Annotated in this window: 10 protein-coding genes, 1 other RNA gene and 1 pseudogene; 7 read left to right on the top strand and 5 right to left on the bottom strand. The window is 60.7% G+C overall.

Annotation, left to right across the window (positions count from 1 at the left end; genetic code table 11):
* Positions 1 to 164: 164 nt before the first annotated feature.
* From ACK83U_RS11900 to tkt, 3 genes are all read right to left on the bottom strand, one after another.
* Positions 165 to 749, bottom strand: a complete 585-nt coding sequence (locus tag ACK83U_RS11900; RefSeq protein ID WP_112609524.1) for a putative glycolipid-binding domain-containing protein — start codon at positions 747 to 749, stop codon at positions 165 to 167.
* Between the two features lie 2 nt (positions 750 to 751).
* On the bottom strand, positions 752 to 1,762 hold the full coding sequence (gap, locus tag ACK83U_RS11895) for a type I glyceraldehyde-3-phosphate dehydrogenase (protein WP_112609522.1): 1,011 nt from the start codon (positions 1,760 to 1,762) through the stop codon (positions 752 to 754).
* Positions 1,763 to 1,825: 63 nt separating this feature from the next.
* On the bottom strand, positions 1,826 to 3,808 hold the full coding sequence (tkt, locus tag ACK83U_RS11890; protein WP_112609520.1) for a transketolase: 1,983 nt from the start codon (positions 3,806 to 3,808) through the stop codon (positions 1,826 to 1,828).
* 399 nt (positions 3,809 to 4,207) lie between these two features.
* Between tkt and ACK83U_RS11885 the strand changes: the two genes are divergently transcribed.
* The 3 genes from ACK83U_RS11885 (at position 4,208) to ssrS (ending at position 5,230) form a co-directional block, all read left to right on the top strand.
* The gene (locus tag ACK83U_RS11885; RefSeq protein WP_015341018.1) at positions 4,208 to 4,483 is read left to right on the top strand and encodes a DUF4164 domain-containing protein; all 276 of its coding nucleotides are present in this window, start codon (positions 4,208 to 4,210) and stop codon (positions 4,481 to 4,483) included.
* 47 nt (positions 4,484 to 4,530) lie between these two features.
* Complete coding sequence (locus tag ACK83U_RS11880; RefSeq protein WP_015341017.1) at positions 4,531 to 4,908, top strand: cell division protein ZapA; 378 nt, start codon at positions 4,531 to 4,533, stop codon at positions 4,906 to 4,908.
* Positions 4,909 to 5,071: 163 nt separating this feature from the next.
* Positions 5,072 to 5,230: non-coding RNA, 6S RNA (gene ssrS / locus ACK83U_RS11875), on the top strand.
* A 306-nt stretch (positions 5,231 to 5,536) separates the two neighbouring features.
* On the opposite strand, the gene ACK83U_RS11870 is transcribed toward ssrS, so the two are convergent.
* On the bottom strand, positions 5,537 to 6,253 hold the full coding sequence (locus ACK83U_RS11870) for an SDR family oxidoreductase (protein WP_112609518.1): 717 nt from the start codon (positions 6,251 to 6,253) through the stop codon (positions 5,537 to 5,539).
* A 45-nt stretch (positions 6,254 to 6,298) separates the two neighbouring features.
* Positions 6,299 to 7,117 carry an SDR family NAD(P)-dependent oxidoreductase gene (locus ACK83U_RS11865; protein WP_112609627.1) on the bottom strand — a complete coding sequence of 273 codons (819 nt, stop codon included), beginning with the start codon at positions 7,115 to 7,117 and terminating at the stop codon, positions 6,299 to 6,301.
* A gap of 101 nt (positions 7,118 to 7,218) precedes the next feature.
* Here ACK83U_RS11865 and ACK83U_RS11860 point away from each other — a divergent pair, with 101 nt between their 5' ends.
* The 4 genes and pseudogenes from ACK83U_RS11860 to ACK83U_RS11845 all read left to right on the top strand — a co-directional run bounded on the left by ACK83U_RS11860 (position 7,219) and on the right by ACK83U_RS11845 (position 12,949).
* On the top strand, positions 7,219 to 8,082 hold the full coding sequence (locus ACK83U_RS11860; protein WP_112609516.1) for a helix-turn-helix domain-containing protein: 864 nt from the start codon (positions 7,219 to 7,221) through the stop codon (positions 8,080 to 8,082).
* Between the two features lie 71 nt (positions 8,083 to 8,153).
* A pseudogene (locus ACK83U_RS11855) lies at positions 8,154 to 8,476 on the top strand (ATPase); the annotation flags it as partial.
* Positions 8,477 to 8,945: 469 nt separating this feature from the next.
* Positions 8,946 to 11,555 (top strand): bifunctional lysylphosphatidylglycerol flippase/synthetase MprF, encoded by a 2,610-nt coding sequence (mprF, locus tag ACK83U_RS11850; RefSeq protein ID WP_112335072.1) that lies wholly within the window; start codon positions 8,946 to 8,948, stop codon positions 11,553 to 11,555.
* Positions 11,552 to 12,949, top strand: a complete 1,398-nt coding sequence (locus ACK83U_RS11845; RefSeq protein WP_412474598.1) for a virulence factor — start codon at positions 11,552 to 11,554, stop codon at positions 12,947 to 12,949. The genes mprF and ACK83U_RS11845 overlap by 4 nt, the downstream gene beginning before the upstream one ends.
* The last annotated feature ends 100 nt before the right edge of the window (positions 12,950 to 13,049 follow it).

Raw genomic sequence — 13,049 nt, 5'->3', positions numbered from 1 at the left:
CATCGTCACGGTGTGATGCGCCTTGCCAGAACGGCAAAGCGGCGTGAAATAGCCTGGAAGACGTCCTGATTCAAAATTTACTGGTAAATCTGGACCATAGCAGGGCAGGGGATGAAAAATCGAAATGTTTTTAAGAGGATGCACGAGCGCACATTAGCAGGCGCTCAGACGGCGACGCGCCTGAAATAGATCGGATAATCGATTACCAGCCCATCTTCGTCGACCGGAAGATCGACGGTGAAATCCCTGTCTTCGGCGGCATAGCGATAAAGTTTCCCCGGCGCGATGCAGGTGTAATGTTGTCCGTCGCGCACCGGCTCGAAGGTGTCGAACGGGATATAGAGCATGGAGAGCTTGGCGGCTCCGTCTTGCGGCGTCATCTCCAGCCGGCGGATCGGCAGGCTGTTGGTGAAGGGCGAGCCGTGGAGATCGATATCGATGCAGCCGTCGAACTGCGGCAGGGCCACGCCATCCTCGGTACGCCAACGTCCCTTGCCGTCAGAGACCAGCGCGAGACGGCGTCCGTCGGTGGTTTCGACCGAGAAGGAAAGAACGGCCCAGCCGGCGGAGCAATCGATACGATAAGAGACGCCATAGGGCGTGCCGCCGCGGCCACCAATAATAATGCCGGCGGCGCGGATAACCGCAGCGCCGGCATTGTCGATAGGAGCGATCGTGAGGTGCTCCAGCCCGTCTCCTTCCATGGGACGCCAGCGGACTGTCGTCGGAAGGAGCGGGCGGAAGGTCATGATCAGATCAGCTTTGCGAAGGCAACGGCCGTGTCGGACATGCGGCTCGAGAAGCCCCACTCGTTGTCGTACCAGGACAGGACGCGCACGAAGTTGCCTTCCATGACCTTGGTCTGGTCGGTCGCGAAGATCGACGAGTGGCTGTCATGGTTGAAGTCGCGGGAAACCAGCGGCTCGTCGGTGTAGCCGAGGATGCCCTTCAGCTTGCCGTTCGATGCAGCCTTGATGGCTTCGTTGATTTCGCCGACCGTCGTTGCCTTCTTGGCCACGAACTTGAAGTCGACGACCGAGACGTTCGGCGTGGGAACGCGGATCGACGTGCCGTCTAGCTTGCCCTTGAGGTGCGGCAGAACGAGACCGACAGCCTTTGCGGCGCCCGTCGAGGTCGGGATCATGGACAGGGCTGCGGCGCGGGCGCGGTACAGGTCCTTGTGCATGGTGTCGAGCGTCGGCTGGTCACCGGTGTAGGAGTGGATCGTCGTCATGAAGCCATGGTCGATGCCGACGGCGTCGTCGAGAACCTTGACCACCGGCACCAGGCAGTTCGTGGTGCAGGATGCGTTGGAGATGACCAGGTGCTCCTTGGTGAGCTGGTCATGGTTGACGCCGAAAACGACTGTCAGGTCGGCACCGTCGGCAGGAGCCGAAACGATGACGCGCTTGGCACCGGCCGTCAGGTGAGCGGCAGCCTTGTCACGAGCGGTGAAGATGCCCGTGCATTCCATGGCGATGTCGACGCCGAGATCGCGGTGCGGCAGGGTTGCCGGGTCCTTGATCGCCGTGACCTTGATCGGCTTGCCGCCGCCCACGATGATCGAGTCGCCTTCGACCTTCACTTCGGCGGGGAACCTGCCGTGGATGGAATCGTAACGCAGCAGGTGAGCATTGGTCTCGACCGGGCCGAGGTCGTTGATGGCAACGACTTCGATGTCGGTACGGCCGGATTCGACGATTGCACGCAGGACGTTACGGCCGATGCGGCCAAAGCCGTTGATGGCTACTTTTACAGTCATGAATGTCACTCCCTTTCATTCAGGGTGTTTATCTATTGGATTTGAGAGCGCTTGTCAGCGCCCTCAGGAAAGCTTTGCCTCAGCGGCGGCGACAACAGCCTCGGTGGTGATGCCGAAGTGCTTGTAGACGTCCTTGTACGGAGCCGAAGCGCCAAAGCTCTTCATGCCGATAAAGGCGCCTTCCGGCCCGATGAAGGCATCCCAGCCTTCGCGAACGCCGGCTTCGACGGCAACCTTGACCGGCGAATTGCCGATGACTTCCTTGCGGTAGGCGTCCGGCTGCTCGAAGAAGAGTTCGGTGCAGGGAACGGAAACGACGCGCGTGGAAACGCCCTTGCCTTCCAGGACCGCGCGGGCAGCAACGGCGAGTTCAACTTCGGAGCCCGAAGCGAAGATCGTCACCTTGGCATCGGCATTGCCGGCCAGCGTGTAGGCGCCGAGTTCGCAGAGGTTCTTTTCGCTGTACTCGGTACGGGCGGCCAGCAGGTTCTGACGGGTCAGAGCAAGGCCGGACGGACGGTTGGTCGTCTTGATGGCGATCTGCCAGCATTCGGCCGTTTCCGTTGCGTCCGCCGGGCGGAAGAGCTGGAAGTTCGGGATAGCGCGCAGGCTGGCGACCTGCTCGACCGGCTGGTGGGTCGGGCCGTCTTCGCCGACGCCGATGGAATCATGCGTCAGGACGTGGATGGCGCGGATGCCCATCAGAGCGGCGAGGCGCAGCGGCGGACGGCAATAATCCGAGAAGATCAGGAAGCCGCCGCTATAGGGGATGAGACCGCCGTGGAGCGCGATGCCGTTCATGGCAGCAGCCATGCCGTGTTCGCGGATGCCCCAGTGCATGTAGCGGCCGGAGAAATCGGTCGGGGTGATCGACTTCATCTGGCTGGTCTTGGTATTGTTCGACGGCGTCAGGTCGGCGGAGCCGCCGAGCGTTTCCGGAATGAAGCCATTGATGATTTCCAGCGCATCTTCCGATGCCTTGCGGGTTGCGAGTGTCGGCTTGGTTTCCGCGAGCTTCTTCTTGTAGTCGCTGATGGCGGCGTCGAAGCCGGCAGGCAGCTTATGATCGAAGCGGCGGGTGAACTCTGCCTTCTTGGCCGGGTCGGCGGCAGCGAGGCGGCCTTCCCAGGCTTCGCGGGTGCCAACGGAACGTTCGCCGGCAGCGCGCCATTCGCCGAGGATGTCGTTCGGAATGACGAAGGGCTCATAAGGCCAGTTGAGCGCAACGCGGGTCGCGGCGATTTCCTCGGCGCCGAGCGGCGAGCCGTGGACCTTGTGGGTGCCCTGCTTGTTCGGAGCGCCGAAGCCGATGATCGTCTTGCAGGCGATCAGCGTCGGGCGGTCGGACTTGTGAGCGGCTTCGATGGCGGCGCTGATGGCGGCCTGGTCGTGGCCGTCGACTTCGATCGTATTCCAGTGAACGGCCTTAAAGCGCATGATCTGGTCGGTTGAGTCCGAAAGCGAGACGGCGCCGTCGATGGTGATGGAGTTGTTGTCCCAGAACAGGATCAGCTTGTTGAGCTTGAGGTGGCCGGCCAGCGCGATCGCTTCATGGCTGATACCTTCCATCAGGCAGCCATCGCCGCACATGGCGTAGGTGTAGTGATCCTGAAGCTCGGCGCCGAACTCTTCGCGCAGCTTGCGCTCGGCGATCGCCATGCCGACAGCGTTGGCAATGCCCTGGCCGAGCGGGCCGGTGGTAGTTTCGATGCCGGTGGCGTGACCATATTCCGGATGGCCGGCGGTCTTGGAGCCGAGCTGGCGGAAGCGTGTGAGCTCATCGACCGTCATGTCCGGATAGCCGGTGAGGTAGAGAACCGAATAAAGCAGCATCGAGCCGTGGCCAGCCGACAGAACGAAACGGTCACGATCCGGCCAAAGCGGGTTCTTCGGGTCGAAGCGCAGATATTTGCTAAAGAGAACGGTGGCGACATCAGCCATCCCCATCGGCAAACCGGGGTGACCGGAATTGGCCTTCTCGACAGCATCCATGGCAAGGAAACGGATCGCATTTGCCATCCGGTCGTGTTGTTCGCGAGAGTTCATGGGTTTTTCCGCAGTGTTCCGGGTTCGGGGGATGGCCGCACGCTTGGGAGGGAGGCCATCGGTTAAAGGCGGGTGAAGTGAGGCGCTCTTCCGAACGCCATTTCCAACGTCGCCTCAGGCGGTCGAGACATAGCAGTTAGGGCGAGCAAGTCAACAAATCGAGGGCTCAATCCGGCTCCCTTGCGGCAATTTTTTAACATTTGCCCGTTCACTTTTACAAAAGACGACAATCATGCGACAAGGCCTGTGCAGACGGCAAAGGCGGCATTCATCCACAGAATAGGGGCCTTGCCACATGACAGCCTTTATTGACGTGCTGTTGCCGAGTTGAATATTGTTGCGAAATCAGACAAGTGGCCGGATGTTTTGATTCGGGCCTTGCGCGGAGAAGCGAAGGGTATGACACCTTCAGGCAAAACGGTGGACGCGGCGCTCGCCCAGTTGCGCCAGGCGCTTTCGACTTTGGAGAGTGCCGTCGACGGACGGTTCGAGCGGGAACGGGCGCAGAGCGATATAGAAGGCGAGGTCCGCAGGGTTCACGCCGACCGGTCGCGCCTTGCCCAGGAATTGGATCAGGCCGAGTTCCGGGCGAACCGGCTCGAAGAAGTCAATCGTGAAGTGTCGCGCCGGCTGGTTACGGCGATGGAAACCATAAGAGCCGTGCTGGACCGCTGATCCCTCGGGAGGCAGCCGTGCCGGAGCGGCAGTGATCGGAAAGTCGAATGGCGCAAGTAACGGTAACGATCGACGGCAAAGCCTACCGGATGGCCTGCGAAGAGGGGCAGGAAGACCATCTGACGGATCTTGCCAATCGCTTCGACCGCTATGTCCTGCATTTGAAGAGCCAGTTCGGTGAAATCGGCGATCTCAGGCTGACTGTCATGGCCGGGATCATGATCATGGACGAGGTATCGGAATTGACGCGACGGGTCTCCGCGCTGGAAGCCGAACTGGAGTCCCTGACCAGCAATCGGGATACGACGCTCGCTGCCAATGCCCGCGCCGAGGAAACGCTCGCCAGTGTGATCGACGAGGTGACGACACGCATCCACGGCATCACCGAGAAGCTCCTGGAGCGGCCGGGCATCGAGCAGGTCTAAAGCGCATCGCGAGCTTTCAGCCTCGCTTCTCTCGCTTTAGATTCGATTTTACGCATGTCGCGCAAAACCGCTGCTCACTTTTGCGCGATATGCTTTGAGTTATTTCTGCGGATGCCCGATGCGGCCCTCTGGTGCAGCGGCACAATTCGCTCTATATAGTTCAGGCGGTCTGCGCTTCCCGACAGGAACCACAATCCCTGGGGCCATACTCGATCCAAAGGGAGCTGTCCCTGACTAGGCCCGTGGGCCTGGACACACGGTGCCCACCTACGTTTGTAGGCACCCAGGATCGTAAACATCCATCGGTCGTCGTGGATCGCTCTTCAATTTTCCGGACGATTGCCAAGGAAAACGCCGCGCAGTTCTATCGCTGCGCTGGCAATTTTCGTCCGCAGATAGGCACCGCGTTCAAGTTCGGTGCGAATGCTTGCGCTGCGCAGCCGCGGCAGATCTTGGTGGGCAGTCAAGCCCATCAGGCGCGCGACCGCCCTTCAGCCGCGCCCCGCTTCGAAGGTTCTTCAGCGGCTCAGCTCGATCCATCTGGTCGAAATCCTCACGCATTTGCGGGCGGGCGTTCAAAACAGCTGAGGACGCCATCGCCGCTGCCGGCTGGCGATGGCTCTGGAGATTATTGACCGAGGCGGATGCCGCCGTCACAAATCAGCGTGTGGCCGCTGGTAAAGCCGTTGCCGATCAGGAAGGCGATGGCTTCGGCTATTTCCTTGGGCTGGCCGACACGACCGACAGGTGTGCGCGCTGCGAAGCCGGCAAATGTCGGCTCTTTCTGATCTGCGCTCAGGAAGTCCCACCAGGGCGTGTCGACAACTCCCGGTGAAACGCAGTTCACTCGGATCGGCTTGAGCTCGACGGCGAGAATCGGCGCCAAGGCGGCAATGGCGGCATTGATGGCTCCAAGCCCTGCGGTTCCGGGCATCGCCGCCTGTGCCGATACGGCGGAGACGAAGGTGATGCTGCCCTGTTTCGACAGATAGGGTAGGCAGGCTTGGGCGCAGGCGAAATGCGCCATCGTCTTCTGCTCGAAACCTTTCCTGACGTCGGCGAGATCGACCGTGGCGAAAGGTCCGGCGCCATTGCCACCGCCCAATGCCAGGACGAGATGATCGAGCGGTCCAATTGCTTCAAAGGCGGCGGGAAGACCGGCGAAGTCGGCTGCATCCATGGTGATTGGCGTAAGATCGCCATTCAGGTTTTGTACTGCAGCCTGGAGTTTCGCCTTATCGCGGCCAGTGATCGTGACGCGATAGCCTTTTTCGAGAAGATAGGCGGCAGTCGCAAGACCGATACCGGAGGAGCTGCCGACAATAGCGACGTGTTGAGACGACATGGATGTCTCCTTTCTAGAGGCTGGGGAGGGGCAAGGAATAAGGTCTCAGACCAGGCCGCTAAGGCTTTGGCTGAGTGTTCGCAGGTTGCTGCGCGCAGTTGCGTCATAGGCTTGGGCAGAGGCGCGCGATGGGCGCAGTCCGTCGTAATAGAGGCCGGTGTGTCCTTCCAGAGCGGTGCCGGCGGCCAGATTGAGGATGGCATCGGCCCCTTGCTCGACCGTGCTTAGCGGCGCAACGCCTGCCTGGCGCACCATGGTCGTGTCCATATAGGTCGCCGGGTGCAGGCAGTTGGCGGTGACGCCGGAGCTGGCAAGCTCTTCGGCGAGATCGAAGGTGAACATGATCTGCGCCAGCTTGCTCTGGCAATAGGCGCGCACGCCGCTATAGCCGCGCGTCAACATGACATCGGAGAAGTCGATGGCCTGCTGGCCGACGGAAGATACATTGACGATGCGGGCGGGAGTGCTTGCCTTCAACAGAGGCAGGAGCTGGCGCGTCAGCAGGAAGCCGGCAAGATAATTCACCGCGAAGCGCAGCTCGTATCCGTCTCGGCTTACCTGGCGCCCTGTGGCGCCGCCACTGGTGCCGATGCCGGCATTGTTGATCAGAACATCGAGGCGATCGTAGTCGCGCTCGATGGCGTCGGCCAGAGTGCGGACCTCTTCCAGTGAGGAAAGGTCGGCGAGGTAATAGGCCGCTTTGCCGCTCTTGTCCTGAATGCTGGAGACCAGTTCTTCCGCGCGGGTCTTGTCACGGCCGTGAACGATCAGCCTAGCACCTGCCGCTGCCAGTCGTTCCGCAACTCGGCGCCCGACACCATCCGTCGAGCCTGTAATCAGAACCGTCTTGCCGCTCATATTCATAGCAACCGCCTTCTCGTCGTCTGCATGATGATATTTGGCAGTTTGCAGACGCGGCAAACAGTTCTGACTTTATCCTAGTATTGATCCTGCTATGATAGGTCATGACCATCAACCAGAGCCAGATCATCCTCGAAGCCAAACGTCGCGAGTTCGGCGCCTTTCTGCGCTCCCGCCGGGAAAAGCTGACGCCCGGCAGCGTCGGGCTTCCGGAAGGGTTCCGGCGGCGCACGCCGGGGCTCAGGCGCGAGGAAGTGGCGCTGCTCGCCGGTGTCGGCACCACCTGGTACACCTGGCTGGAACAGGGGCGGGACGTTCGTCCCTCCGCAGAGGTTCTATCGGCGCTGGCCGACGCGCTGCGGCTCGATCCGGTCGAGCGGCGGCATCTCTTTACACTGAGTGATCGGCCATCTGTTGACACCCCGTCGCGCGGGCCTGAGGAAGTGCCGGATGCGCTAGTGCGCATGCTTGCAAGCCTTGCCGGTCAGCCGGCCTATGTTCTCGGCCGCCGCTGGGATGTGCTGGCCTGGAATGCCGCGGCTGTTGCAGTTTTCGGTGATTATGCCCTGCTGCAGGGGGATGCGCGCAACAGCGTCCATCGGGTGTTTACGGACCCCTCCCACCGGCAGCTTCTTGTCGATTGGGAGATCGTGGCGGCGAATTCGCTGGCGATGTTTCGCGTCGACAGTGCCCGTTACGCCGGCGATCCTGATTTCGAGCGGCTGATCGCTACCTTGATGCAGGCGAGCCCCGAATTTCGCGCCTGGTGGCCGAGGCAGGATGTGCTGCGGCCGCTGACGGGTCACAAGCGTCTGCGCCATCCGGAGGGCGGCTTGATGACATTCGAATATACCGCGCTTGCCGTCATGGACCGTGCCGACATGAAGCTGGTCGTTTATACACCGCTCGAAGAGGACGGGACGAGCGACAGGCTGAAACGTCTGTTGGGCCGCGCCAGCGCAGCGTAATCCGGCTTTCTCCGAACCCAACCGTCTATTTTAGCTCTCCAGATCGTTCTTCAGCTGACCGAGGATGGAGCGGGGCGAGCGCGCCCCTGGTGGCGGGAACGACCGTCATCTGGTGGAAGAACGCCCCCGTCGAGGTCAATGAGGTGGAGGCCAACAAGCGCATCGTCTTTCACTGGGACGGCGGCATCGGCGAGGATGGCGGCACGCTTGTCATCATCGAAGAAGCGGCTGGCGCGAGGACCAGGCCGGCCGTCGCGGCACCTATCTGAACTGCGAGGGCTGGACGCAGATGCTCTGCTGCATGAAAGCCTTCGTCGAATACGGGATCAATCTGCGCGAAGGGTTCTTCCTCAGCGAGATGCGCGGCGAGCCGGCGGAGGCGCCGGATCGCTGAGCTCCGGCAAACCCGTATCGCCGGTCACTATCGTCTCGATCCCTTTCCTGGCTATCGGTCAGTGGCCGGGTGCCGATTTCGGCGCCGGGCCTATCTGTTTCCGGATTCTGCTACCGGGGAGGGCGGTTGATGCCGTGCGATGGATATCCATCTCACGTTGTAGTAGGCTTCGGACAATCGGAAGAAGGGCGGTATTGGCGGTGAGGGCGCTCAGGATGGGATGGGAATATCACTTTTGTGTGTGGATAAGCCCAAAAGCCGGGTGAATGACAAAATCCTTTAAATAATAAGAGATTCATTGCTGGCGGGACGGGGCCTGCGCCAAAATTGCCTAAATTCAGAACGATGGAGCGCGCGTCACAACGGGCTTGTCGAAAGAAGTGTATACGGCAACTCGAAGACGCGTCGTCGATGTTACTGAATATCCGGACAGTCGGAACCGGCGAAGATCACTATAAACAGGTAGAGCATGTCGAGCCCAATCGATCTGGAAAATGCCGATGAGGAATTGGAAGAGCGTGGCGGCATCGTCGGTCTGTTGAACCGCTATCGCGCGCTGATTGTCGCCGTTCTTACAGTCGCCGTCTTCTGCATCGCCGCCTATGCGATCTACGACCTGACGACCGAGGTGCGCTATGATGACGTCGTCCATGCCCTGACGACGACGAAGATCTCCTCGGTGCTGCTGGCGCTGCTGTTTACTGGCCTGAGTTTTGCCTCCCTGATCTTCTATGACCAGAATGCGCTGGAATATATCGGCAAGCGGCTGCCGTTTCCGCATGTTGCGCTGACCTCCTTCAGCGCCTATGCGGTCGGCAACACGGCTGGTTTCGGCGCGCTCAGCGCCGGCGCGATCCGTTACCGCGCCTATACCCGGCTGGGGCTGTCGCCTGACGACATCACCCGCATCATCGCCTTCGTCACGCTCGCCTTCGGTCTCGGCCTGGCGTCTGTCGGCGCCATGGCGCTTCTGGTCATCGCCGACGAGATCGGTCCGCTGATCAGCGTCGATGGCTTGTGGCTGCGGCTGATCGCTATCGCCATTCTCGCGGCGCTTGCTTTCGTAGTCTATGCCGGCCGCAATGGCCGCGAAGTGCGTATCGGCCCGGTTGCCGTGCGTCTGCCGGATTCGCGCACCTGGTCACGGCAGTTTCTGGTCACTGCATTCGATATCGCAGCCTCGGCCTCCGTGCTCTATGTGCTGTTGCCGGAAACCTCCATCGGATGGCCGGGCTTCTTCGCGATTTACGCGATCGCCGTCGGGCTTGGCGTGCTCAGCCACGTTCCGGCCGGCTTCGGCGTATTCGAGACGATCATCATCGCCTGGCTCGGCAGTTCCGTGAATGAAGATGCCGTTCTGAGCTCTCTGGTCCTCTATCGCGTCATCTACAACGTCATTCCGCTCGTCATCGCCATTGCCGCGATCTCGGTCGCGGAGCTGCGCCGTTTCGTCGATCATCCGGTGGCTTCGAGCATGCGCCGCATCGGCGCACGCCTGATGCCGCAGCTATTGTCGGCTTTTGCGCTGCTGCTTGGCATGATGCTGGTCTTTTCGAGCGTGACGCCGACGCCGGATCATAACCTGATCGTGCTATCGGACTATCTGCCGCTGTCCTTGGTCGAAAGCGCCCATTTCCTCTCAAGCCTTCTGGGGCTGGCGATCATCGTGGCCGCGCGCGGCTTGAGCCAGCGTCTCGACGGGGCCTGGTGGGTTTCGACCTTCTCCGCGCTGTTCGCCCTGTTCTTCTCGCTGCTGAAGGCCATCGCCATCGTCGAAGCCGGTCTGCTGGCCTTCTTCGTCTTTAGCCTTGTCGTCAGCCGTCGCCTGTTCAAGCGACCGGCCTCGCTGCTTAACCAGACGCTGACGGCCGGTTGGCTCACGGCCATCGCGGTCGTCTGCATCGGCGCCATCGTCGTGCTGTTCTTCGTCTATCGCGATGTCGGATACAGCAACGAGCTTTGGTGGCAGTTCGAATTCGCCGATGAGGCGCCGCGCGGGCTTCGCGCAGCGCTCGGCATTTCCATCGTGTCCTCGGCGATCGCGATCTTCAGCCTGTTGCGTCCGGCAACGAAGCGGCCGGAGCCTGTCAGCGACGATGCGGTGGCGCGCGCCGTGGAAATCGTCCGCAAGCAGGGCGTTGCCGACGCCAATCTGGTACGCATGGGCGACAAGAGCATCATGTTCTCGGAAAAAGGCGATGCCTTCATCATGTATGGCAAGCAGGGTCGCTCATGGATCGCCCTGTTCGATCCGGTCGGCCCGCGCCAGGCGCTGCCCGATCTGATTTGGCGCTTCGTCGAGACGGCGCGCGCTGCCGGTTGCCGCTCGGTCTTCTACCAGATCTCGCCGGCGCTTCTCTCCTACTGCGCCGATGCAGGCCTGCGGGCATTCAAGCTCGGCGAGCTTGCCGTGGTCAATCTTGCCAATTTCGAGCTCAAGGGCGGCAAATGGGCCAATCTCAGGCAGACGGCGAGCCGCGCGGTGCGCGATGGACTAGAATTTGCCGTTATCGAACCTCAAGATATACCCGATGTGCTGGATCAGCTCGCCCATGTCTCCGATACATGGCTTGCCGATCACAATGCCAAGGAAAAGAGTTTCTCGCTCGGCGCGTTCGATCCGGATTATGTGTGCTCGCAGCCGGTCGGCGTGTTGAAAAAGGATGGTAAGATCGTCGCTTTTGCGAATATTCTGATGACGGAGACCAAGGAGGAGGGATCCGTCGACCTGATGCGTTTTTCCCCTGATGCCCCGAAGGGTTCGATGGATTTTCTGTTCGTGCAGATCCTCGAATACCTCAAGGGTGAGGGATTTCAGCGTTTCAACCTTGGCATGGCGCCGCTGTCGGGCATGTCGAGACGGGAATCGGCGCCGGTTTGGGACAGGGTCGGGGGAACTGTCTTCGAGCATGGCGAGCGCTTCTACAATTTCAAAGGGCTTCGTGCCTTCAAATCAAAATTCCATCCCGAATGGCAGCCGCGCTACCTGGCTGTTTCGGGAGGGGTTAGTCCAATGATCGCGTTGATGGATGCCACATTCCTCATCGGGGGCGGACTTAAGGGGGTCGTGAGGAAATGATCTTGAAATACGCAATGTCATTGGCTTTCGCATGCGTGCTGTCGACGGGCCTGCTGATGTCGGGCCAAGCACGGGCTGAAGCCGACGATACAAAATATGATCTGGGCATGATCCCGGCGCCGCATATCATGCGACCGCACGGCAAGGTTTCGAACGAAGTTGTCCTAATTTCCGATCTCGCCGGCTGGGGCGACAAGGAGAAGGCTGTTGCCGACAAGCTCGTCGCCAATGGCTCGCTCGTCATCGGCATCGACTATCCGTCCTTTCTGGCCGCGCTCAACAATTATGACGTCAGCAAGAACGACGGCTGCATCTATATCGTCTCGGATCTGGAATCGCTCAGCCAGCAGGTGCAGCGCTCCTTTGCCGACAGCACCTATCAATTGCCTGTTATCGCCGGTGTCGGCGCCGGTGGCGCCATGGCGCTGACGATCGCGGCCCAGACCCCGGATGCGACCGTTGCCGGTACGCTGGCGGTCGACCCGACTGCCGGTATCGGCCTGAAGCAGGAACTCTGCACGCCGGCCGAGAAGAAGACTGACGGCGATATGGTGTCCTTCGGTCTGCAGGAAGGCGCGCTGCCCAATCCTATTCTCGTGACCTTCACGGCGAATGCGCCGAAGGATGGCCGCGACCACGTTGCAGACATTCAGAAGGACCACCCCGAAGTCCAGACCACGGATTCCGACAATGCCGATACCTATGCGACGCTGGAGGCTTCGCTCGCCGATCTGATGAAGACGATCGACAGCTCGAAATCGCCGCTTGGATTGCCCCTTGACATCATGGAGACGACGCCGACGGAGGACGCGCTCGCAATCGTCTATTCGGGTGATGGTGGCTGGCGCGACATCGACAAGGAAGTCGGCAGCTACCTGCAGGACCAGGGCATCCCGGTCGTGGGCGTCGATACACTGCATTATTTCTGGACCGAGAAGGATCCACAGCAGACGGCCAACGATCTCGGCCGGATCATCGACTTCTACACCAAGCGCTTCAAGGTCAAGCATGTGGTGCTGGTCGGTTATTCCTTTGGCGCCGATGTGCTGCCGGCGAGCTATAATCGCCTGCCTCAGGCCGAAAAGGACAAAATCGTCCAGATGTCGCTGCTATCCCTGTCGCAGAAGGTCGATTATGTGATTTCGGTCATGGGCTGGCTCGGGGCTTCGAGCGCGGGCAAGGGCGGCGATCCCGTCAACGACCTCAAATCGATCAATCCAAAGATGGTGCAATGCGTCTACGGCAAGGACGATGACGAGGATGTCGCCTGCCCGCTGCTGAAGGGCACGGGTGCGGAAGTCATCGCCATGGATGGCGGCCATCATTTCGATGACGATTACGAAGCCCTGGCGAACCACATCATCAATGGACTGAAGAGCCGCCTCGGCGAATAATGGTCATGGCGCGCGGCGTGTCTTGCTGTCGCGCGCCCTTTCTCGCGTTTCCCCACGGTCTCCTGCCGACTTTTCCTGCGCGTTCGGCGCAGCATTTATT

Source organism: Rhizobium sp. WW22, assembly GCF_047041135.1.
In the GTDB taxonomy this organism is placed as follows: domain Bacteria; phylum Pseudomonadota; class Alphaproteobacteria; order Rhizobiales; family Rhizobiaceae; genus Rhizobium.
Note: the sequence above shows the minus strand (reverse complement) of the source record. Positions and strands in the feature narration are given on the sequence as shown.

What these genes read in the sequence shown, in the direction of transcription:
- ACK83U_RS11870 (WP_112609518.1), bottom strand. Translation starts at nt 6,253, where the DNA reads ATGTCGTCTCAACACGTCGCTATTGTCGGCAGCTCCTCCGGTATCGGT.
- mprF (WP_112335072.1), top strand. Translation starts at nt 8,946, where the DNA reads ATGTCGAGCCCAATCGATCTGGAAAATGCCGATGAGGAATTGGAAGAG.
- ACK83U_RS11845 (WP_412474598.1), top strand. Translation starts at nt 11,552, where the DNA reads ATGATCTTGAAATACGCAATGTCATTGGCTTTCGCATGCGTGCTGTCG.
- gap (WP_112609522.1), bottom strand. Translation starts at nt 1,762, where the DNA reads ATGACTGTAAAAGTAGCCATCAACGGCTTTGGCCGCATCGGCCGTAAC.
- ACK83U_RS11865 (WP_112609627.1), bottom strand. Translation starts at nt 7,117, where the DNA reads ATGAATATGAGCGGCAAGACGGTTCTGATTACAGGCTCGACGGATGGT.
- ACK83U_RS11885 (WP_015341018.1), top strand. Translation starts at nt 4,208, where the DNA reads ATGACACCTTCAGGCAAAACGGTGGACGCGGCGCTCGCCCAGTTGCGC.
- ACK83U_RS11900 (WP_112609524.1), bottom strand. Translation starts at nt 749, where the DNA reads ATGACCTTCCGCCCGCTCCTTCCGACGACAGTCCGCTGGCGTCCCATG.
- ACK83U_RS11860 (WP_112609516.1), top strand. Translation starts at nt 7,219, where the DNA reads ATGACCATCAACCAGAGCCAGATCATCCTCGAAGCCAAACGTCGCGAG.
- ACK83U_RS11880 (WP_015341017.1), top strand. Translation starts at nt 4,531, where the DNA reads ATGGCGCAAGTAACGGTAACGATCGACGGCAAAGCCTACCGGATGGCC.
- tkt (WP_112609520.1), bottom strand. Translation starts at nt 3,808, where the DNA reads ATGAACTCTCGCGAACAACACGACCGGATGGCAAATGCGATCCGTTTC.